Origin of the sequence: Streptomyces polygonati, from assembly GCF_042650325.1 — a bacterium.
GTDB classification, from domain to species: domain Bacteria; phylum Actinomycetota; class Actinomycetes; order Streptomycetales; family Streptomycetaceae; genus Actinacidiphila; species Actinacidiphila polygonati.
On sequence record NZ_JBHSBB010000009.1, the window covers coordinates 61564 to 81998 of the forward strand.

Annotated in this window: 24 protein-coding genes; 7 read left to right on the forward strand and 17 right to left on the reverse strand. The window is 74.2% G+C overall.

Features of this window, described 5'->3' with window-relative positions; genetic code table 11:
• Positions 1 to 10 precede the first annotated feature (10 nt).
• The 6 genes from ACFO3J_RS10495 to ACFO3J_RS10520 all read right to left on the reverse strand — a co-directional run bounded on the left by ACFO3J_RS10495 (position 11) and on the right by ACFO3J_RS10520 (position 5336).
• Entirely contained in the window at positions 11 to 772 is a 762-nt protein-coding gene (locus ACFO3J_RS10495; protein ID WP_386428412.1) for a methyltransferase domain-containing protein, read from the reverse strand.
• Positions 773 to 862: 90 nt separating this feature from the next.
• Positions 863 to 1837, reverse strand: coding sequence for an anti-sigma factor RsbA family regulatory protein (locus ACFO3J_RS10500; RefSeq protein ID WP_386428415.1), 975 nt, complete (start codon positions 1835 to 1837; stop codon positions 863 to 865).
• Between the two features lie 192 nt (positions 1838 to 2029).
• Complete coding sequence (locus tag ACFO3J_RS10505; protein WP_386428416.1) at positions 2030 to 2680, reverse strand: hypothetical protein; 651 nt, start codon at positions 2678 to 2680, stop codon at positions 2030 to 2032.
• Between the two features lie 64 nt (positions 2681 to 2744).
• Positions 2745 to 3239: a DUF5709 domain-containing protein gene (locus tag ACFO3J_RS10510; protein ID WP_386428417.1), complete on the reverse strand. Its 495-nt coding sequence runs from the start codon at positions 3237 to 3239 to the stop codon at positions 2745 to 2747.
• Positions 3236 to 3775, reverse strand: a complete 540-nt coding sequence (locus ACFO3J_RS10515) for a type 1 glutamine amidotransferase domain-containing protein (RefSeq protein ID WP_386428420.1) — start codon at positions 3773 to 3775, stop codon at positions 3236 to 3238. Before ACFO3J_RS10515 ends, ACFO3J_RS10510 begins: the two co-directional genes overlap by 4 nt.
• A gap of 448 nt (positions 3776 to 4223) precedes the next feature.
• Entirely contained in the window at positions 4224 to 5336 is a 1113-nt protein-coding gene (locus ACFO3J_RS10520) for a carboxylate-amine ligase (RefSeq protein WP_386428422.1), read from the reverse strand.
• Between the two features lie 161 nt (positions 5337 to 5497).
• On the opposite strand from ACFO3J_RS10520, the gene ACFO3J_RS10525 reads away from it, so the two are divergent.
• Positions 5498 to 7075, forward strand: a complete 1578-nt coding sequence (locus ACFO3J_RS10525; protein WP_386428424.1) for an MFS transporter — start codon at positions 5498 to 5500, stop codon at positions 7073 to 7075.
• A 39-nt stretch (positions 7076 to 7114) separates the two neighbouring features.
• Here ACFO3J_RS10525 and ACFO3J_RS10530 read toward each other — a convergent pair whose 3' ends face one another.
• The gene (locus ACFO3J_RS10530; protein WP_386428426.1) at positions 7115 to 7738 is read right to left on the reverse strand and encodes an alpha-ketoglutarate-dependent dioxygenase AlkB; all 624 of its coding nucleotides are present in this window, start codon (positions 7736 to 7738) and stop codon (positions 7115 to 7117) included.
• Between the two features lie 90 nt (positions 7739 to 7828).
• Here ACFO3J_RS10530 and ACFO3J_RS10535 point away from each other — a divergent pair, with 90 nt between their 5' ends.
• Positions 7829 to 9370, forward strand: coding sequence for an ATP-dependent DNA ligase (locus tag ACFO3J_RS10535; RefSeq protein WP_386428428.1), 1542 nt, complete (start codon positions 7829 to 7831; stop codon positions 9368 to 9370).
• A 113-nt stretch (positions 9371 to 9483) separates the two neighbouring features.
• A complete protein-coding gene (locus tag ACFO3J_RS10540; RefSeq protein ID WP_386428429.1) occupies positions 9484 to 10140 on the forward strand; it encodes an endonuclease in 657 nt (218 codons plus the stop codon).
• A gap of 28 nt (positions 10141 to 10168) precedes the next feature.
• On the opposite strand, the gene ACFO3J_RS10545 is transcribed toward ACFO3J_RS10540, so the two are convergent.
• The 9 genes from ACFO3J_RS10545 to ACFO3J_RS10585 form a co-directional block, all read right to left on the reverse strand.
• Complete coding sequence (locus ACFO3J_RS10545) at positions 10169 to 12037, reverse strand: complex I subunit 5 family protein (RefSeq protein WP_386428431.1); 1869 nt, start codon at positions 12035 to 12037, stop codon at positions 10169 to 10171.
• Between the two features lie 9 nt (positions 12038 to 12046).
• Positions 12047 to 12391: a sodium:proton antiporter gene (locus ACFO3J_RS10550; RefSeq protein WP_386428434.1), complete on the reverse strand. Its 345-nt coding sequence runs from the start codon at positions 12389 to 12391 to the stop codon at positions 12047 to 12049.
• Positions 12388 to 13155 carry an MnhB domain-containing protein gene (locus ACFO3J_RS10555; RefSeq protein WP_386428435.1) on the reverse strand — a complete coding sequence of 256 codons (768 nt, stop codon included), beginning with the start codon at positions 13153 to 13155 and terminating at the stop codon, positions 12388 to 12390. The genes ACFO3J_RS10550 and ACFO3J_RS10555 overlap by 4 nt, the downstream gene beginning before the upstream one ends.
• Positions 13152 to 13457 (reverse strand): Na(+)/H(+) antiporter subunit B, encoded by a 306-nt coding sequence (locus ACFO3J_RS10560; RefSeq protein ID WP_386428437.1) that lies wholly within the window; start codon positions 13455 to 13457, stop codon positions 13152 to 13154. The genes ACFO3J_RS10555 and ACFO3J_RS10560 overlap by 4 nt, the downstream gene beginning before the upstream one ends.
• Positions 13454 to 13771, reverse strand: a complete 318-nt coding sequence (locus ACFO3J_RS10565) for a monovalent cation/H(+) antiporter subunit G (protein ID WP_386428439.1) — start codon at positions 13769 to 13771, stop codon at positions 13454 to 13456. Before ACFO3J_RS10565 ends, ACFO3J_RS10560 begins: the two co-directional genes overlap by 4 nt.
• Position 13772: 1 nt before the next feature.
• The gene (locus ACFO3J_RS10570) at positions 13773 to 14075 is read right to left on the reverse strand and encodes a monovalent cation/H+ antiporter complex subunit F (protein ID WP_386428441.1); all 303 of its coding nucleotides are present in this window, start codon (positions 14073 to 14075) and stop codon (positions 13773 to 13775) included.
• Between the two features lie 64 nt (positions 14076 to 14139).
• A complete protein-coding gene (locus ACFO3J_RS10575) occupies positions 14140 to 14652 on the reverse strand; it encodes a hypothetical protein (protein WP_386428442.1) in 513 nt (170 codons plus the stop codon).
• 195 nt (positions 14653 to 14847) lie between these two features.
• Positions 14848 to 15228, reverse strand: a complete 381-nt coding sequence (locus tag ACFO3J_RS10580) for a hypothetical protein (protein ID WP_386428444.1) — start codon at positions 15226 to 15228, stop codon at positions 14848 to 14850.
• Positions 15229 to 15294: 66 nt separating this feature from the next.
• Positions 15295 to 16269, reverse strand: a complete 975-nt coding sequence (locus ACFO3J_RS10585) for an LLM class F420-dependent oxidoreductase (protein WP_386428446.1) — start codon at positions 16267 to 16269, stop codon at positions 15295 to 15297.
• Between the two features lie 156 nt (positions 16270 to 16425).
• Here ACFO3J_RS10585 and ACFO3J_RS10590 point away from each other — a divergent pair, with 156 nt between their 5' ends.
• Positions 16426 to 16848 (forward strand): YchJ family protein, encoded by a 423-nt coding sequence (locus ACFO3J_RS10590; protein ID WP_386428449.1) that lies wholly within the window; start codon positions 16426 to 16428, stop codon positions 16846 to 16848.
• Positions 16849 to 16880: 32 nt separating this feature from the next.
• Here ACFO3J_RS10590 and ACFO3J_RS10595 read toward each other — a convergent pair whose 3' ends face one another.
• Positions 16881 to 18257 (reverse strand): MFS transporter, encoded by a 1377-nt coding sequence (locus ACFO3J_RS10595; protein ID WP_386428452.1) that lies wholly within the window; start codon positions 18255 to 18257, stop codon positions 16881 to 16883.
• 340 nt (positions 18258 to 18597) lie between these two features.
• Here ACFO3J_RS10595 and ACFO3J_RS10600 point away from each other — a divergent pair, with 340 nt between their 5' ends.
• From ACFO3J_RS10600 to ACFO3J_RS10610, 3 genes are all read left to right on the forward strand, one after another.
• Positions 18598 to 18771, forward strand: coding sequence for a hypothetical protein (locus ACFO3J_RS10600; RefSeq protein WP_386428454.1), 174 nt, complete (start codon positions 18598 to 18600; stop codon positions 18769 to 18771).
• Positions 18772 to 18975: 204 nt separating this feature from the next.
• Positions 18976 to 19239: a DUF5133 domain-containing protein gene (locus ACFO3J_RS10605; protein WP_386428455.1), complete on the forward strand. Its 264-nt coding sequence runs from the start codon at positions 18976 to 18978 to the stop codon at positions 19237 to 19239.
• 255 nt (positions 19240 to 19494) lie between these two features.
• On the forward strand, positions 19495 to 20274 hold the full coding sequence (locus ACFO3J_RS10610; protein ID WP_386428457.1) for a chaplin: 780 nt from the start codon (positions 19495 to 19497) through the stop codon (positions 20272 to 20274).
• The last annotated feature ends 161 nt before the right edge of the window (positions 20275 to 20435 follow it).

Consider the following 20435-nt stretch of genomic DNA (forward strand, 5'->3'; position numbering starts at 1 on the left):
GGCCCCGGGATCAGGCCGGCTTGCGCGCCTCGATGAGATACCGCCTCGAATGGGTCACGAACAGCCCGTCCGCCGCGATGATCCGGTGCAGGTCCCGCAGCCGGTCGCGGTACTCCGCGACCGTGAAGCCGGGCACCATCCAGATCACCTTGCGAAGGAAGTAGACCACCGCGCCGATGTCGAGGAACTCCATCCGCAGGGTCTCCGGGCGCAGATCGACCACGTCGAGGCCGGCCGCCCCGGCCGCCTTCCGGGCTCCGTCCGGATGACGGCCCTCGCGCACCTCCGGCGGCTGCGGGCCGAGGAAGAACTCGACCAGTTCGAACGCGCTGGCCGGGCCCACGTGTTGCGCGAGGTAGCTTCCGCCGGGCCGCAGTACGCGAGCGATCTCGTCCCACCACACCGTCACCGGATGGCGGCTGGTCACCAGGTCGAACGCCGCGTCGGCGAACGGCAGCGGCGGCTCGTCGCTGTCGGCGACCACCACCGCCCCGCGCGGGTGCAGCAGCGCGGTCGCCCTGGCGAGGTTCGGCGGCCAGGACTCGGTGGCGGCCATCACCGGGGGCAGGACGGGCACGCCGGCGAGTACCTCACCGCCGCCGGTCTGGAGGTCCAGCGCCGCGTCCACCCGAGCCAGCCGCTCCCCCATCAGCCGCTGATAGCCCCAGGAGGGCCGCTGCTCGGTGGCCCGGCCGTCCAGCCAGGAGAAGTCCCAGCCGTCGACCGACACGGAGTCCGCCTCGGCCACCAGTTCGTCGAAGGTGCGCGTCATACCCACATCCTGGCCGCCCGGCCGGTGCGCGGACCATGGGATTTCCGCCCGGGGAGCGCGCCCGGGCCGCCGTAGGACGACCGGCGGAGGCTACTCGGGGTCCCCCGTCGCGGAAGGACTCCCGCCGCTGCCCGGGTACTGGCCGCCCTCCGGCAGCAGGGCGAAGTAGCAGCGGATCGCGGTGCCTTCGGGGCCGGTGTGGTCCCTGACGAGATCAGCGAGCTGATGGACCATCAGCAGACCGCGGCCACCGGGACGGCCGACCGGAGGCTCCAGCCGGCCGGCCAGCGGGTCGCTGATCCGGCCGCGGTCCTTCACCTCGCAGGCCAACTGGCCGTTCTCGGCCCACAGCCGGATCACGCCGTAACCGCCGCCGTGCAGCACGCTGTTGGTGGTGAGTTCGGAGACGGTGAGCGCCAGGTCGTCGAGGCGGGTCTCGTCCACGCCGAACCCGCCGGCGATCCGTACCGCGAACTGCCGTGCGCCGCGCAGTCCTTGACCGTCGAAGTCGAGGCTGACGGCGTGCGGGGGCGCGGGCAGCGGGATGTTGTACGAGGCCGCCGCCCGCTCCGGCGCGTAGTGCGCGCTCACCTGCTCCCGGCCGCGCTCGATCACCACCGGGTGGGTGACGCGGGCGTCGGCGAGCACCTCCGAGGGCAGCCGGGCCCCGTCGTACGGGCACAGGATGGTGACCGGGCGGCCGTGGAAGGCGGCGTTGGTCAGCGCTTCGTGCTGGACGCAGGCCGGGTACTCCAGCGGGGTCCGCCCCGGCCAGACCGGCTCGTCGATGATCCGTACCCGGCCCGGCGGCTGGGCGTCGCAGAAGGCCGTGAAGACACCGGGGATGATCCGGCCGGGGTTGCGGCCGACCATGGCCATGTCGGTGAAGTGCACACCGGCCGCGTCCTCGCCGAGGGCGGCCCGCAGCAGTGCGAGCCGGTCCGGCGGTACCGCCGCCGCGACGGGCTCGCCCGCCGCCAGGCCGGCCCGGACGAACGCGGTCGCGTCCGCCAGGTATTCGCTGTCACCGCGGTAGAAGAAGGCCCGGTGACTGAAGGCGCTCACCGCGGCTCCGCGGCCGGGAGGGCCGCCGTCGCCGCACACGTCGTACGCGGTGTACACCGCTGGTCCGCGATCACCATGCCGTCGGCTCCCTTCCGGGCACACGGCCGGCCGCGCCGATGGCCGCCCGGCGCCGCCGCCGCGTCACGGCCCCGCGGTCGTCGCGGGGTCGCGCCGGCGCCGGCGCCGGCGCGGTCATCCGGCGGAGATGGCCTCGAAGGCCGCCGCGAGGCTCTCGCTGTCCTCCGGCGTCAGGGCGCGCTCGATGGCGGGCTCCAGGTCGCGCCGCTCGTGGAAGAGGTACTGGTACATCTGGGCGAGAGCGCCGTCGATGGTCAGGGTGCGGGTGTCCTCCGGGTGCCGGCCGGTGAGGGCCTTGTCGAGGATGCCCTGGATCAGGTCGCCCTCCTGCCGGTCGCGCTCCACCACAGTGGTGGCGATGCCGCGCCGGGTCAGGACCTTGCGGACGGTGGCCTCCTTCGCGGCCGAGTGCCGGGCGAAGGTGTCGGCCAGCGGGCGCAGCTCCTCGGGTTCGACGACGCCGCGCATCCGTACGTCCTCGACCATGGCGAGCAGCATGCCGCCGGAGGTGATCAGGCTGGCGCCCAGGCCGGTGGGCAGCTTCTCCCCGTTGCGGCCGTAGGTCGCCTCGGGGGCGACGGCGGCGCCGGGGCCCTCCTTGGCGCGCCGGTGCGGCCAGTGGAAGGACCGCCCGTGCCTGCGGTGCCGTCCCCGCTCGCCCTTCCTCGACGCCAGACCGGTCGAGCCCTCGCCGCTCCTGGCGCCGGCCCGCGCACCGCCCGTGCCGCGCGGGTCCGGCTCACTGGATCCGTTCGCTGCTGCCATCCCACCCGCTCCTTCCGTACTCGCGTTCCGTACTCGCCGTACCGAACCGGCACTCCGCGCCGGGTCAGTCCCAGATGTCTTCCGCCGAGCGCGGCTCCTCCTCGTCGTCGACCTCATGGACGGCGGCCTCCTCGGCGGACGCCGCGCCGCCGTCGATGCCGATGTCTTCGCCGCTCACGCCGTCGTGCCGGCTGTGCGCGCCCTCGTCCGGACCGACGAGCCGCCCGGACCGGCGCTCGCCGACCTCGTCGTCGACGAGTTCGCCGTCGCTGTCGCTGCTGTCGCCGAGGCCGTCGCCGTCGGGCGGCCCCTGGTCGGGGACCTCCCGCCGCAGCCGCTCGTCGAGGGACTCACCGGCGCGCTGCTCGTCCGCGGTGGTGCCGACGTCCTCGGCGGCGCGCGGCCGCTCCGGCGGTGAGTAGCCCTCGTCCAGCACGTCGTCGAGGCCACGGTCCACCAGGGTGTCCTCGGGCTCCAGCGGTCCGGTGTCCTCCCGGATCTCGCTGTCGTCCGGCTGGTAGACGTCGTCTCCCATGCCGAAGTCCGCGGGCTCGGTCATGTCATCGCCCCCACTTCGCGCAGGATCCTGGCGTTGAAGGCCTCCAGGTCGGCCGGCTTCCGGCTGGTGATCAAGGTGTTCGGGCCGTTGTCGCAGACCACGACCTTCTGGTCGGTCCAGGTGCCGCCGGCGTTGCCGATGTCGGTGCGCAGGCTCGGCCAGGACGTCAGGGTGCGGCCGCGCACCACGTCGGCCTCGATCAGGGTCCAGGGCGCGTGGCAGATGGCGGCCACGGTCTTGCCCGCGTCGAAGAAGCCGCGGACGAGGTCGACCGCCCGGCGGTCCAGCCGCAGCGCGTCCGGATTGGCGACGCCGCCGGGCAGCACCAGCAGGTCGAAGTCGTCCGCCGAGACCTGGTCGACGGTCATGTCCACCGGGAAGGTGGCGCCCTTGTCCAGATGGTTGAACGCCTGAACGGAACCCGGCGCGGTGGACAGCAGCTGCGGGGTCTCTCCCGTCGTGGCCAGCGCGTCCCATGGCGAGGTGAGTTCGATCTGCTCGACGCCCTCCGGCGCCACCAGGAATGCGGTTCGCACGGACGATCACGTCCTCTCGCGTGTCTCTCGACCGACGGGGGCTTGCCCTGCCGGGCCTCCCCTGCTTCGGCCGAACGCCTACCCGAGCGGGGTGGGGGGAAACGGGTGCGGTTCCGCACGGTGGCGCTCCCGCTTGTTTCCCGGCCTAAGGCCCGTGGTGGCTTGTCGCGCAGTTCCCCGCGCCCCTGGGGAGCGCTCCCCCGTGCCCGCGGGTGCGGCTCCGCGCCGCGGCACTCCCGCCGGCTCCCCGCCCTCGGGCCCGTCGTGGCCGTTCGCGCAGTTCCCCGCGCCCCTGTAGGGCACCGCCCAGCGCAAACCCCACCACCGGCGCCGATCCCCCTGCGGCCCGGCCACGCCCCACCCAGGGGCGCGGGGAACTGCGCGACAAGCCACCACGGGCCCGCACCCACCACGCACCGCAAGCCTCACCCGCCGTGCGGCAAAACCCTCATCCCCGGTCCGCCGCGCCCGGGGCGATCAGGTCGAGGAGAGCGTCGAGGCCGCCCTCGGCGAGGGCGCGGCGCTGGCGTGCGGCGCCGGTGCCCTGGTCGAGGAGGCGCTTGACGCCGCCGGTGACGCGTTCGGTGTCGCCGAGTTCGGCCAGCGCGGGGCCGATGTGGTCGAGGAGGGCGCCGACCACGTCGGCGGCGGGCGCGGGGGTGCCGTGCCGCGGGTCGACCAGGTCGTCGTCGAGGCCGTGGCGGGCGGCGTGCCAGCCGGCCGCGTAGAGGATGCTGCTCGGCGGGTCCAGCGGGCGGGCGCCGCGCCGGCCCGCGCGCAGCGCGGTGGTCACCAGGGCGCGGGCGATGCCGGCCAGCGTGACCGCGCTGTCCACGTCGACCTGCACGTCCGGGGTACGGATCTCCAGCGTCGGGTACTCCTCGGACAGCCGGGCGTGCCAGTACAGCTGGTGGCGGTCCCGGATCACCCCGGTGGCCAGCAGCGCCTCGACCCGGCGCTCGTACTCGACGCCGTCGGCGAAGAACGGCGGCGAACCGCTGACCGGCCAGCGGCCGAACACCACCGTGCGCCAGCTGGCGAAACCGGTGTCGCGGCCGTCCCAGAAGGGGGAGTTGGCGCCCAGCGCGACCAGGACCGGCAGCCAGGGCCGTATCCGCCCGAGCGCGGCGGCCCCCGCCGAGCGGTCCGGTACCGCCACATGGATATGCATTCCGCAGATGAGCTGCTCGTCCACCAGCCGCCCGGCGTCCACCCGCATCCGCATATAGCGCTGGTTCTGCGTGACGGGCACAGCCCGCCCGGAGCTCATCGGGGCGCCGCCGGTCGCGGCGAGCCGGCAGTCGGCCCGGTCGGCGGCCGCGCCGACGGCCTGCCGGAAACGGGCCAGGTGGGCGGTCACGTCGTCCAGGTCGCCGCACACCGGGGTGGCGACCTCGACCTGCGCCTGGAGCAGTTCGGTGTCGACTTCGTCGCGGCCGAGCACCGGTTCCAGGTCGGCGGCCGCCTGCACCCGCCCGGCCCGGGGTGCGGGCAGCCCGGTCTCCCGGTCGAGCAGCAAGTACTCCTCTTCGACGCCAAGGGTGGCGTTCGGGGTCGTCATGGGGGAGGTCTACCCCGGATCGGGGGCGTCATCGGCCGCCGGCCCGGGCGCACGGGGGTGCGCCGACCGGTGGCCCCGGGCGGCTCGTACGCATGGGCGGAGCGTGTACGGGGCACCCGTTTTCCGTACATCCGCCGTCGCCCGAGGGAAGGACCCGCACCGTGGGCACAGCGCACGCCTCACCGTCGCAGCCGCAGGAACCGTCCCGCGGCGCCTGGGACGGGTCGGGTGACGCCGGGGAACGGTCGCGCGGTGGCCACGACCGGCGCTGGCCGGCCCTGGCGGTGTGTCTGACCGCGAGCTTCATGACGCTGCTCGACGTCAGCATCGTCAATGTCGCGCTCCCGTCGATCCGTACCGGCATCGGCGCGTCCCAGAGCGGGCTGCAGTGGGTGCTGTCGGGGTACTCGCTCGCCTTCGGCCTGGTGCTGGTGTCGGCCGGGCGGGTGGGCGACGTGCACGGGCGGCGCAAGGTCTTCCTGGCCGGCCTGATCGCCTTCACCGCGACCAGCGCGCTGGCGGGCGCGGCGCAGAGCGAGACCTGGCTGATCGCCGCCCGGCTGCTGCAAGGGGCCGCGGGCGGTGTCCTGGTCCCGCAGGTGTCGGGCTTCATCCAGCAGATGTTCCGGGGCGCCGAGCGCGGCCGGGCCTTCGGCCTGCTGGGCGCGACCATCGGGGTGTCCACGGCGGTGGGCCCGCTGCTCGGCGGCGTGCTGATCCAAGGGTTCGGCGCCCATGAGGGCTGGCGCGCGGTGTTCTACGTGAATCTGCCGATCGGCCTGGTCGCGCTGCCGCTGGCCTACCGGCTGCTGCCGGGCCCGCCGGAGCCCGAACCCGGCAAGCCGCAGCGAAGCACGGATCTGGACCCGCTGGGCGTGCTGCTGCTGGGCCTGGGCACCGGTGTGCTGCTGCTGCCCTTCATCCAGGAGCGGCAGTGGTCGGGTTCACTGAAGTGGCTGCTGGTCCCGCTGGCGCTGCTGATCCTGGCGGGCTTCGTGCTGTGGGAGCGGCGGCACGCGGTGCGGCACGCGCCGCTGGTGGACATGAAGCTCTTCCGGCACCGGTCGTACGGACTCGGCGTGCTGCTGTCGCTGCTGTACTTCGCCGGTTTCACCTCGATCTTCTTCATCCTGACGCTCTTCCTGCAGAACGGCAGGGGGTACAGCGCGCTGGAGGCCGGCCTGTCGATCATGCCGTTCGCGCTGGGCTCGGGCGGCGCGGCGGCGGTGGGCGGCCGGGTGGTGACCAGGATCGGGCGGCCGCTGGTGGCGGCCGGGCTGGTGACGGTGGTGGTCGGGCTGCTGGGCACCGCCTTGGCGGTGCACCTGGAGTCCGGCCGGGCGGTGGGCTTCGTGACGGCGGCGCCGCTGCTGCTGGCCGGGCTCGGCAGCGGTCTGGTCATCTCGCCGAACCAGACGCTGACGCTGAGCGAGGTGCCGGTGGCCCGGGCGGGCAGCGCGGGCGGGGTGCTCCAGACCGCGCAGCGGATCGGTTCGGCGGCGGGGATCGCCGCGGTCGGCTCGATCTTCTTCAACAAGGTGGGCGGCGAACGCGCCGACTGGTCCGGCGGCTTCCAGCTCGGCCTGCTGGCGGCGACCGGCCTGGCCGCGCTGGCGCTGGTGGTGGCCCTGGTGGACATCATCACCGGCCCGCCGAACCGCCCGAACGGCGCCGGGCGGGGCGCCGGATCACCCCGGGGCGAGCACGAGCCGGACCCGGCCGGCGCCGATCACGGCTGACGGCCGCGCCTCAACGGTCCGCCGGACGCGACCCGCGGTTCACGCCACGCCGCGCGGCCGGAACTGCACGCTGATCCGGCCGCCGACATCGGCCCTGGTCTTGGGGATCGCGTGATCCCAGGTGCGCTGGCAGGAGCCGCCCATGACGATCAGGTCGCCGTGCCCGAGCGGCTGCCGGATCGTGGTGCCGCCGCCGCCCCGGGGGCGGAGCAGCAGCGGGCGGGGCTCACCGAGGGACACGATGGCGACCATCGTGTCCTGGGAGTCGCCGCGGCCGATCCGGTCGCCGTGCCAGGCGACGCTGTCCCGGCCGTCGCGGTAGAAGCACAGGCCGGCCGAGACGAAGGGTTCGCCGAGTTCGGCCGCGTAATGGGCGCTGAGCCGGTCGCGGGCCTCGTCGAGTACGGGGTCGGGAAGCGGCGCGCCCGGGCCGTAGTGGGCGAGCAGGCGCGGTACGGCGACCACGTTGTCGTACATCCGGCGCTCCTCGGCCCGCCACGGGACCCCGGCGGCCAGCCGCTCGAAGAGGTCGTCCGCGCCGCTCAGCCAGCCGGGCAGGGTGTCGATCCAGGCGCCCCGGCCCAGCTGGGTGCGGCGCGCCGGAGCCAGGTCGCCGATCCCGGGGTCGCCGCCGCCGAAGAGGGACACTTGCTGGTGGTGCATGGTTGCCACTCTACACATGCTCTCGTACGTACATTCGATTCTCTGGACCCGGCAGGGGCGCCTTCCGGCCGGGCGACGCAGGATGGACGCATGCTCTTCGCCGAAGTCGCCCGGGTGTCCCGGGAGATCGCCACCACCTCGGCGCGGTCGCGCAAGACCGCGCTGCTCGCCGAGTTCTTCGGGGAGGCCGAGCCGGCCGACGTCCCGGTGGCCATCGCCTATCTGGCCGGCCGGCTGCCGCAGGGCCGGCTCGGCGTCGGCTGGGCGGCGCTGCGCGACCGGGCCGAACCGGCCACCGGGGCGAGCCTGACCGTGGCGGCGGTGGACGCGGCGCTGACCCGGGTGGGCGAGGTGTCCGGGCCCGGCGCGCAGGCCGGCCGCCGGGCGCTGCTCCAGGAGCTGTTCGGCGCGGCCACCGCGCCGGAGCAGGAGTATCTGCTGGGCCTGCTCACCGGCGAGGTGCGGCAGGGCGCGCTGGACGCGGCGGCCGCCGAGGGCCTGGCCGCCGCGACGCACGCCCCGCCGGCCGGGGTACGCCGTGCGGTGATGCTGGCCGGCGCGCTGGAACCGGTGGCGATGGCGCTGCTGGCCCGCGGCCCCGAGGCGCTGGCCGACTTCGCGCTGACCGTGGGCACACCGCTGCTGCCGATGCTGGCCGGCAGCGCCAAGAACGTCGAGGAGGCGCTGGCCAAGGCGGGCCCGTGCGCGGTGGAGGAGAAGCTCGACGGCATCCGGGTGCAGATCCACCGCGACGCCGGCGGCGTACGCGTCTTCACCCGGACCCTGGACGACGTGACCGGGCGGCTGCCGGAGATCGTGGCGACCGCGGCCGCGCTGCCCGCCGAGCGCTTCATCCTCGACGGCGAGGTGCTGGCCTTCGACGGCGCCGGCCGCCCCCGGCCGTTCCAGCAGACGGCCGGCCGGGTCGGCTCCCGGGTGGACGTGGCGGCGGCCGCCCGTTCGATGCCGGTGCACGCGGTCTTCTTCGACGTGCTCTCCGTCGACGGCCGGGACCTGCTGGACCTGCCCTACGCCGAGCGGCACATCGCGCTGGAGGCGCTGGTCCCGCCGGAGCTGCGGGTGCGCAGGGCTGTGGTGGCCGACCCGGCGGACCCGGCCCAGCTCGCCGGGGCGGCGGCCTTCTTCTCCGCCACGCTGGACCGCGGCCACGAGGGCGTCGTCGTCAAGTCCGCCGCGGGCGCCTACGCGGCCGGGCGGCGCGGCGCCTCCTGGATCAAGGTCAAGCCGGTGCACACCCTGGACCTGGTGGTGCTGGCGGTGGAGCGGGGGCACGGCCGCCGGACCGGGACGCTGTCCAATCTGCATCTGGGCGCGCGCGACGAGGACGGATCCTTCGTCATGCTCGGCAAGACGTTCAAGGGCCTGACCGACGCGCTGCTGGAGTGGCAGACCGAGCGGCTGGGCGCGCTGGCGGTCAGCGACGACGGCCACACGGTGACGGTGCGGCCCGAACTCGTGGTGGAGATCGCCTACGACGGCGTGCAGACCTCGCCGCGCTACCCGGCCGGCCTGGCGCTGCGCTTCGCCCGGGTGATCCGCTACCGGGAGGACAAGACGGCGGCGGACGCGGACACGGTGGCGATGGTCCGCGCGGTGCACTCCGGGGGCTGAGGCCGGTGGACCGGGCGCCGGGGCGGTGGCTCCGGGGGCCGGTTGCGGGCCGCCGGTTCGGGTACCCGAAGGACCGCGACCATGTGACAGCAGCCGACAGGAGGCGAAGCGGAATGGCCACGACGACACAGCGGGACGTCATGGGCGCACTGCTGGACGACTACGGACGCACCTACGCCGACGAGGCGGGCATCGCGCTGAAGAACGCCCCGCAGCCGCTCTACCAGCTGCTGGTGCTGTCCAGCCTGCTGAGCACCCGGATCAGGGCGAGCGTCGCGATGGCGGCGGCCAAGGAGCTCACCAAGGCGGGCATGCGCGATCCGAAGCGGATGGCGGACGCCAGCTGGCAGCAGCGGGTCGACGCGCTCGGCCGCGGCGGCTACCGGCGCTACGACGAGCGGACCGCCACCCAGCTCGGCGAAGGCGCGAAGCTCACCGCCGAGCGCTACGGCGGCGACCTGCGGCGGCTGCGCAACAAGGCCGACGGGGACATGACGGAGCTGCGCCGCGAGCTCCAGGAGTTCCCCGGCATCGGTCCGGCGGGCGCGGACATCTTCCTGCGCGAGGCCCAGGCCGTCTGGCCGGAGATCGCCCCCTGCCTGGACGGCAAGGCACTGGACGGCGCCCGCCGCCTCGGCCTGCCCGCCACCGCCGCTCCCCTGACGCGGCTGGCCGGCGGCACGGAGCCCGCGGTGCTGGCCGCCGCGCTGGTCAGGGTGGCGCTCGACAAGGACGCGACCGGCCGGATCATGGCGGACGCGGCAGCCTGAGAGTTCCGCGAGCGAGTCCCGGACACCGTCACAGCTGCGCGCCCACCGTCACCACCAGCACCGCCAGCCCCACAGTGAGCCAGGTGACGTAGTCGCCGAGCACACCGGAGTGCAGGCGGCGCAGCGGTGTGATCAGCCGGCGGTCGCCGTCGGCGGACAGGTCGCGCAGCACCCGGGCCGCCGGCCAGCGCAGGTCGGGCCGCCAGACGGCGACGGCCGCCAGGCCGAAGGCGAGCCCGACGGACAGCAGGCCGAACAGCACGCCCGAGGTGGTCCAGGCGGCCTCGGGGACCGGGTGGCGCGGCGCGGGCACCGGCAGCCCCTGGACGTCGTCGACATAGCCGGTCCGGTCCTCGAAGGTGCGGGCCGCGGCGGCCATCGCCCGGCCGACGCCCGGCACCACCCCGACCAGCAGACCGGCGGCGAGCAGCACCCCGGGCACGGCGGTCATCGTCTTCGGCACCGCCCGCAGGGGGTCGCGGACCTCCGGGTCCTCGCCGTCGCCGCTGGTCTCGATGTCCGAGCAGCTGAGCGCGGGTTCGGGACCGGCGCCCCAGAAGATCCGCAGCGCCGCCCGCAGCACCGCGGCGCCGGTCAGCGCGGAGACCACGATGTAGACGGCGGGCAGCCATCCCGCGTGGTCCTCGGCGGCGTGTTCGGCGACCGCCTTGCCGAGGGTGGTGCCGAAGGGCGGCAGCCCGGCCAGCGCCAGCCCGCCGAGCAGGAACAGCGCGCCGGTGTACGGATACGGGCGGCCGCGCCCGTGCAGCCCGTACTCGTCCACCGAGCCGTTCCGGTCGAGCAGCACACCGGTGAGCGCGAACAGCGCCGCCTTCACCCCGGCGTGCCCGGCGACGTAGAGCGCGGTCCCGGCGGTGGCGGCCGGGCTGAGCAGGCTGAGGCCCAGCAGCCACAGCCCGGTGTGGGAGATGGTGGAGAAGGCCAGCAGCCGCTTCAGGTGCCGCTGCTGCCAGCACATCACCGCCCCGGTGAGCGCGGTCAGCACACCGAAGGCGGCCATCGTGTGGGTGAAGGCGGCGGCCGGCACCCCGCCGGGGCCGCCGAAGACGACGCGGTAGACGCGGGCGACGCCGTACACGCCCAGCTCCACCATCACCCCGGACATCAGCATGCTCACCGGGCTGGGTGCCACCGCGTGCGCGTCGGGCAGCCAGAAGTGGAAGGGCACGGTGGCGGACTTGACCAGCATGCCGGCGATGACGAGGACGAACGCGGTCACGGTGAGCAGGTCGGCCGGGTGGCCGGCGAGCGCGGCGCCGGTCTGGGCCATGCCCAGCTCGCCGGTGCGCGCGTAGAGCAGGCCGATGCCGAGCAGCGAGGCATAGGCGGCCAGCGAGTTGACCACACCGAAGCTCAGCGCGCCGTGCAGCGAACGGGGGTCCTCGACGTGATGGCCGGTCAGCGCGTAGGCCACCACACCCATCAGCTCGAAGAACACGAAGGCGTTGAACAGGTCCCCGGTGAGGGCGAATCCGCACATACCGGCCTCGAAGAGCAGCAGCAGCGCGGGGAAGGTGCCGCCGTGGTTGCCGGGCTGCTCGTCGAAGTACTTCCAGGAGTAGGCGAGCACGGCCAGCATCAGCGCCGCGACCAGCAGGGCGAGCCCGATGCCGAGCCGGTCGCCGACCAGCGCGATGCCGACGCCCTGCCCGTGGTGCAGGGTCCAGCCGCCGGCCCAGGAGACCACCCGCTGGTCGCCCGTCTCGCCGGCCCGTACCCACAGCAGGGACAGGTCCCCGGCGGTGAATACGGCGAACGCGGCGGCCAGCACATCGGCGGCGGTGCGGGACAGCAGCCTGCCCGCCAGCACCAGCAGCGCCGCGCCGATCAGCGGCGCCGCGACCGCCAGCGGGAGCAGATCGTCGGTCGACGGCACGGGCGGCCCTCAGCCCTTCAGCTCGGTGAGGCGTTCCGGGTTGACGGTCCCGCTGCGCTTGCGGATCTGGATCACCAGGCTGAGCAGCAGCGCGGTGACGGTGGCGCCCACCACGATGTCGGTGAGGACCAGCGCCTGCACCACCGGGTCCACCACCGGGGTATTGACCGGGATGTCGGAGAAGACCGGCGCGGTGCCGCCGCGCCGGTAGCCGATGCCGAGCAGCAGGACGTAGGTGGACGACTGGGCGACCGCGAGACACCCGACGGCGTGCACGAGATTGCGGCTGGTCACCATGCCGTAGACGCCGGCCAGGAAGATCCAGCCGGCCGCGAGGAAAGGCAGCACCGTCATGCTCCGGACTCCTGGTCCGCGGCGGAGCCGTCGTCGTCGGGGGACGCGATCTCCACCGCCTGGTCGAGGAACTGGGCGATCAGCACGATCACGCCGGAGGCCACTTCCAGCCCGACGGCGGCGTTCACCAGCGGCACCAGGCCGGCCGAGGACAGCGTGTTGAAGGTGCCGAGCGGGAGGACGTTCTGCAAGTAGGCGGCGCCCGCCACCAGCCCGGCCAGGCCCAGGGCGCCGAACGCGCCGGCCCCGACCGCGTCGAGGGCGGCGAAGACGGCCAGCGGCCGCAGCCGGCGCAGCACCCGGTAGTCGGCGGCCACATACGCCAGATGCAGTCCGGTGGCCAGCACCACGCCGCCCTGGAAGCCGCCGCCGGGGCTGAGTTGGCCGTGGGCGACGATGTACGCGCCGACCAGCACCGTCACCGGGAGCAGTCCCGCGCCCAGCAGCAGGGTGGACGGCAGGACCCGGCTCGGCTCCGGTGTGCCGCGGTTCTCGGCGCGCATCCGGCGCAGCAGGGAGACGCCGCCGAGCACCGCGCCGAACAGGATCGACTCCTCGCCGAGAGTGTCGAGCGCGCGCTGGTCGAAGTTGATCGCGGAGATCACATTGGCGGTGCGGTGCTGGAGCGAGGCGGCGACCGCCCGGTCGCCGTACGGGTGGTGGTGGGTGCCGAAGCGGGGCAGGTCGGTGCAGGCGATGGCGAAGACCACCGCGAAGGCGGCCGCGGCCAGCAGGAAGACGATGGTGCGCACCCGGCGGGTCACTCGTCCTCCCCGTCCCCGGCTCCTCCTCGGCCCGCCCCGCGGTCGACCGGCCCGCGGCGGATCTTGCGGACCGTCAGCAGGATCAGCAGCGGGGTGACGGCGGTGCCGACCGCGAGCTGGGACAGCGCCACGTCGGGCGCCTGCATGACCAGGAACAGCAGCGCCAGGCAGACCCCGAGCACGGCCAGCACCACGGCCTGCCGGGACGGGTCACGGGTCAGGGCCGCGCAGGTCGCGGCGATGGTCACCAGCACCAGGGCGGTGGCCACCAGGAAGTCGACGGCGCCGGGAGTGGTGTTCATGCCGGCGGCCCCTGCGGCTCGTCGTCCGGCAGTTCGCCCTCGCGGGCCATGGTGCGGCCGATGACGATCGAGATCACCGGGCCGGACACGGCCGTCAACGCCCCGATGAACAGCAGCTTGGCCGCCTCGCGCCCGGCGCCCGCGTCGAGCGCCAGCGCCAGGGTGAGCAGCGGGACCCCGATCGTGGTGGCCGGCGCGAGCGCGTGCAGCCGGGCGTACGGCGTCGGCAGCGCGAGCAGCGCCAGCGCGGACAGCAGCAGGGCGGCGGCGCCGCAGAACAGCAGCGCGAGCGCGAATCCGTGCCGGACGTCCATCTCAGTCCCGCCCCCGCTCGGCGGTCCGCCGCCAGTCCCGGGGCGACAGACCGGTGCCGCCGGCCAGGCAGCGGGCGAAGACCAGGGTCCCGGCCGGCGCCAGCACCGCGAGCACCAGCGCCACATCGATGTACGAGACGCGGTGCAGCCCGCGCGCGGCCAGCAGAAAGACGGCGACCGCCATCACCCCGGCCAGCGACATCCCGGCGAGCCGCTGGGCGGGCTCCCCCCGGGTGGCCCGCAGCAGGCAGGGCCCCACCCCGGCGGGCAGCAGCACACAGGCGACCACGATCCAGGCGTTCATCCGGCCGCCCTCCCGCCGCGCGGCCGGCCCGCCGGCGCCGTGCCGGCGGCGTCACCCACCGCTTTCACTCCAACCGCCTTCCGCCCAGCGCCCGTTCCACCCGGGAGACCGAGCGGCCCAGCACATGGGCCGTCAGGTCGTATCCGGTGGCGGGGGTTTCGGCGGCCTTGTCGACGGTCTGCTCGGCGATGTCGATGACGCAGGCGCCCGGGGAGGCGGAGAGCAGCACCGCGGCCAGCGCGGCGTCCGTCTGGGGGGTCAGGCGGATGGTGACGACGGCGCCGGGCGTGCCGCCGCCGCCCAGCGCCCGGGCGACGGCGGCGGCCAACTGCCCGGTCTCCGCCAGCAGGGTGAGGGGAAAGCCCGCGGCAGCCGCCCCGATCCGGCGGCTGCCGCGGAGTGCGGGGTGCTCGGCGCGGCGCATCGCCTCGGCGGCGATCGCGCCGAGCAGTGCGAATCCCGCGCCCACCATCTGTTCGAGCGGTGGGCCGGTGGAGATGAGGATCAGATAGAGCAGATAGAGCAGGCCCCACCAGACCAGCACATTGACCGAGGCCGCCAGCGCTCCACGCATCATCCCCGGTCGCCTCCTCGCTCACACCACCCACAGGCCTGCGCCCGGTATACCGGGCGGTCGGCGCCGTGCCCGCGTCCCGGCGGGGACACGCCAGGCCGGGCCACTCCGATGCCACGGGCGGCGTATGTCCCCGTCCGGGACGGTGAAACGCGATGCGGCGAATCGCTGACGGGCCGTCGGCCCGTCAGGGGTTCCTCACTGGTTGTCCAGCCGGAGCTGGGCCTCCTGCTCCTGGTCGCCGGCCGCGGTGCCGACCACCCGGACGGCGAAGGCCTCGGCGAGGCTCTCCCGCAGCCGGTCCACGGCGCGGTAACCGCCCTGGGCGGTCATGGTGACCGGTTCGGACAGCCGGGCCGGGCCGGGCAGCGCGAGGGTCCGGGAGACGTCGTAGGTCGCGGTCCATACGGTGGGCCGGCCGGCCTTGTCGTCGGCGGGCTCGTCGTCGGAGGGCCGGTCGGAGGAGAAGCTGGTGTTCAGAGCGGTGAGCACGGTACGGGCGTCCTCCTTGGCGCAGCCGTCGAGGGTGACGGCGACCTGGGCGGAGGGGTCTGCGGTCTGCTCTTGCGCGGTGGTCACGATGGTTCCTTCCGGGGACGGCACGAGGGGACAGAAGAAAGGTCGGGGAAAGGGCTCGGGGAGCGGTTACGGCCGCAGGGCGGCGCGCAGCGCGGGCAGCAGGGTCTGCTCGGCCCAGCGGATGAACGGCAGCTGCTGGTCGCCGCCGACCTGGACGAAGGCGATCTCGTCGAACCCGGCGTCGGCGTACGGCAGCACGGCCTCGACGAAGGCGTCCACGTCGTCGCCGCAGGGGATCGACTCGGCGACGGTCTCGGGCCTGACGAACTGGCTGGCGCCCTCGAAGCCGGCCGGCCCCGGGATCTCGGAGTTGACCTTCCAGCCGAAGCCGAACCAGCGGAACTGGTCGTGCGCGCGGGCCACGGCCGCCGCGCGGTCGGTCCCGTAGCTGACCGGGATCTGGCCGACCCGGGGCTTGCCCGCGCCGCCGTAGCGGTCGAAGGCGTCGATCAGCTCGGCCCTCGGCTGCGTGGCGATGACCAGGTCGGCGAGCCGGCCGGCCAGCCGGCAGGAGCGGTCGCCGGAGACGGCGACGCCGATCGGCGGCGGGGTGTCCGGCAGGTCCCACAGCCGGGCGTCGCGGACCTCGAAGTGCCGCCCCTGATGGGTCAGCTCCTCGCCGGCGAACAGGGCGCGGATGATGACGACGGCCTCCTCCAGCTTCTCCAGCCGGACCGAGGCCGCCGGCCAGCCGCCACCGACGACGTGCTCGTTGAGGTTCTCCCCCGACCCCAGGCCGAGCCGGAAGCGGCCCTGCGACAGCAGCTGCATCGTGGCGGCCTTCTGCGCGACGACGGCCGGGTGGTAGCGGGTCGTCGGGCAGGTCACATAGGTCATCAGCGGGATGCGGCGGGTGGCCTGGGCGGCGGCGCCCAGCACGGTCCAGGCGTAGGGGGCATGGCCCTGGGAGGCGAGCCAGGGGAAGTAGTGGTCCGAGGTCACGGAGAAGTCGAAACCCGCGTCCTCCGCGGCGACCACGTGATCGACCAGATCGCGGGGGCCGGAATGCTCGGTCAGCATCGTGTACCCGATTTGCACCATGGTGTGCGCTTTTCCGGTTCGGGCCGGGCAAAACCCGGCGCTGCTGCGAATGGGGGGTGTGAACAGGGGAGCGGCCCGAGCCGCGGAGCCTGCGGGCGGTCCGCTCCATGGCCGGTCGGCGGCGGTCGGCCGAAGCGGGTACGGCAGAATCGGGGGATGTCCCGCAAGCGATCACGTACCCCCGGTCCGGCGGCGTACTCCCCCACCGCCTCCTGCCCCTGCGGTCTCCCCGCGTCCTACGGCGAGTGCTGCGGCGCCTTCCACGCCGGGCGCGCGGCGGCGCCGACCGCGGAGCGGCTGATGAGGTCGCGCTACAGCGCGTTCGCGGTCGGGGACGCCGGGTATCTGCTGCGGACCTGGTCGGCCGGCACCCGGCCGCCCTCGCTGAGCCTCGATCCCGAGGTGCGCTGGACCGGCCTCGACGTGATCGGCGCCACCGGCGGCACCGCCTTCCACTCCGAGGGCACGGTGGAGTTCCGGGCGCACTACCGGCTGGGCCCCGGGACCGGTGAGCAGCGGGAGAACAGCGCCTTCAGCCGCGAGGACGGCGCGTGGGTCTACGTCGGCGAGGCCGGCTGAGCGGGCTGCCGGGCGCCATGGTCAGGCGGGACTCACGCCACCGGGTCGCGCGCGTCGTACCGCGCGAAGCCGCGCTGGAAGGTGCCGATCAGGGTGATCGCCAGGATGCAGGCCAGGCCGCCGCCGACCAGGGCGGCGGTGGGGGTGAAGATGTCGGCCGCCGAACCGGCCAGGAAGTCGCCGAGGCGGGGGCCGCCGACCACCACGACCAGGAAGACGCCTTGCAGCCGCCCGCGCATGTCGTCCGGCGCCGCCGACTGGAGCATGGTGTTGCGGAACACCATCGAGACGGTGTCGGCGCAGCCCGCGACGCCCAGGAAGAGCAGGCCGAGCCAGAGATCCCGGGTGAGGCCGAAGACCGCGACGGCCCCGCCCCACGAGGCGATGGCGATGAGCACCGCCAGCCCCTGGCGGTTGACCCGGCCGAGCCAGCCCGAGAAGACGCTGCCGAGCAGCGCGCCGACCGCGGGCGCGGCGGCCAGCAGGCCGACGGTCCGGGTGTCGCCGCCGAACCACAGGCCCGCCACCGCCGGGAAGAGCACCCGGGGCTGGGCCAGCACCATCGCGGCCAGGTCGGAGACGAAGGTGGTGCGCAGATTGGGGCGCGCGCCGAGATAGCGCAGGCCCTCCATCACCGAGGGCCGGCGCCGGGCCGCCTCGACCGCGGCCGCCCCCTTGCCGGCCGCGGCGAGCTTGCTCTCCGGCAGCATCGCGGGCAGCCGCCACATCGCGTACAGCGAGGCCGTGAAGGCCAGCACATCGATCAGATAGGCCGCCTGATAGCCCCAGAAGCCCACGAAGACGCCGCCCAGCATGGGCCCGGCCATCTGTCCGACGCCGCCGGCCAGCGAGGCCAGCGCGTTGGCCGCGGGCAGCTGCTCGGGCGGCAGCAGCCGGGGGATCATCGAGGAGCGGGCCGGTGAGTTCATCGCGAAGAAGACCGCCTGGAGGGCCACGATGCCGTACAGCACCGCCACCGACCGCAGGCCGGCTATCGCCACCAGCGCCAGCGCCAGGGAGAGCAGGGTCAGCGCGGCCGAGGTGATCAGGCCGAGCCTGCGCCGGTCGACGACGTCCGCGACGGCTCCGCCGTACAGGCCGAAGGCGATCAGCGGGACGAGCGAGAACAGGCCCACCAGACCGACGTAGAAGCTGGAGCCGGTGATCGCGTAGACCTGCAGGGCGACGGCCATCGCCGTCATCTGCTGCCCGATGTACGAGACGGTGTTGCCGAACCACAGCCGCCGGAAGTCGGGGTGCTCCCGCAGCGGGGAGATGTCGGCGAGCACTCGGGAGAGCCGGGACCCCCGCGCGGGCGGGGGGCCGGGTATCGGCGACCCGGTCGGCCCAGAGCTGTCGCGACGGTCTTTCTCACTGTTGAGCACGGGAAACCGTAGCAATCGCGCCATGCCGCGCGGCGGCCGGGGCCGTCGTCCCTTGTCCTGGCAGGCCGCCGCCCGGTGGGCCCAGGAGGGTGAGTCGGCCGTAAACCGGCTGGTGACGGCCTGCGGCCCGGCATAGGCTGTGCGGGACGAGTCGGCTCCAGGGGAAGTACCGGGCCCCCGAGTCCGTCCCGGAACGAGTCGCCACCTCGGCCACGCTTCCGGCCCCGCACAGGCGCCACCGCGTCGGCACCGCCCAAAAAAGGAACCCCCCGGGCGCCGGCGCACCGCCACGGCCGTTTCGGGGGTCCCCCCGCGCCCAAGGCCGTGGGGGAGTATCCGGCCTACGCGACGTAAGGAGTGCGCTGTGTCAGCAGAACCGCTCAAGCGCAAGGAGAAGACCGTGGAACGCGGCGGCGACGGAGCCTCGCTGTTCGAGGAGGAGCGCCCGCTGGACACCTGGTCGCGCTGCGCCCCGATCCGGCTCGCCGGGTACGAGGACGACCTGTCCGAGACGCACATCCTGCGCAGTATCGACTGAGTTCCGCCCCCGTTCTGTCCTCCCGGTGATCGCGCTGTCGACACACCGTCAGATCGGTGGTTCAACTCCCGCACGGCGAGGGCCTGCCCGGACGGACACCCGTCGGGCGGGCCCGGACTTTTTCCGATGCAGCGCGCATGCATCGGAAGAAGCCGGGCAGACGGATCTCGACTTCGCCGAACACCGAGGAGTACGACGATGCTGATGGCCCACCCGACTGTGCTGCGGACCCTGGTGGAGCGTTACGAGGCGCTCCGCGCGCTCGCCGGTCAGTACGGTGCCGATGACACGGAGGACGGCGCCGGCGTCGACCCGCGTGTGCGGCAGCAGTTGCAGGACACCGTCTACACCTTGTGCGTGTCCACCGGCACCCGGGAGATCGGCCCGGCGCTCGCCGCGGCCCACGACCACATGGAGCGGTCCGCGTTCAGGGCCGGCGACGCGCTCGAGTGCGGCGCGGCGGCCTGACGGTCCGCCGTCGGCCCGGCGTTCGACCAACCTCCGGGGAGCCCCGGGCACTTCGCCGGGACACCACGCCCCGCGGACCTGGAATTCCCGGGAACGGCCTGCTCACAGCCCCTATCGAGCCATCGGGCGGAGTGCCAGCGGCCGGTCACCCATTGGGATGAATTCGGCAGTCGGCATTACCTGATTGGCCCCCTGACGCGTTGTTCCGGATGCGGACGTACGGTCCGTGCGAACATTCCGGAAGGCAGGAAGCGTATGAACAGGGTCGCCCGAAAGGGACTCGTCACCGCGATGGTCGCCGGTGGCGTGCTGGCCTCGGCGGGCTACGCCCAGGCGGATTCGGCGGCCGAGGGCGGGAGCGCGGGTTCGCCGGGGGTTCTGTCGGGCAACACCGTCCAGGCACCGGTCGACATCCCGCTGAACGTATGCGGCAATACGATCAATGTCATCGGCCTGCTGAACCCCGCGCTGGGCAACAGCTGCGCCAACACCTCCCACTCGACGGCCTCTTCACGGCCACGCGGCGCCCGGACGGCTGCCGCCGCCCGCCCGGCGCGGCACCCGGCGGCCAGCTCCCTGGTGGACCCCGGCGGCCCCCGCAAGGGGAGTTCGCTCCTGAGCGCCGGCCCGCTCGCCGCCCGCGACACCGGTGACGGGGCCCACGCCCTCGCCGAGAGCGGCGGCTCACCGGGCGTCCTGGCCGGGAATTCGCTGGGGCTCCCGATCCACCTCCCGGTCAATGTGTCGGGCAACTCGGTGAATGTGGTGGGCATCGGCAATCCGGCCTTCGGCAACACCGCGGTGAACGGCGGGGTGCACACCCCTCCGCCGCCGCCCGCCCACCAGCCGGTCCCCGCGCCGCCCAACGAAGCGCCGGACCCGGTGCCGGGGAAGACCACCCCGGCGGCCGAAAGCCACCAGCCCGCGCTGGCGCACACCGGTTCCGACGGCATGGGATGGACGGCCGCGGGCGGTGCCGCCCTGCTGCTCGGCGGCGCCGTGCTCTTCCGGAGGTCCCGTCGGAAGGCCTCGTGAAGAGCGGCTGAGGACCGCCGAACGGCTGCCGGGGGGCCACCCGGAGAGCTTCGCCGAACCGGTCAAGCCGTTATCCGTGGCCCTCCCACCAGCGGCGACACCGTCCGGACCGGGCACTGCGGGGCGCCCGGCCTCTAAGGTGTATGCGTACACATGAACGT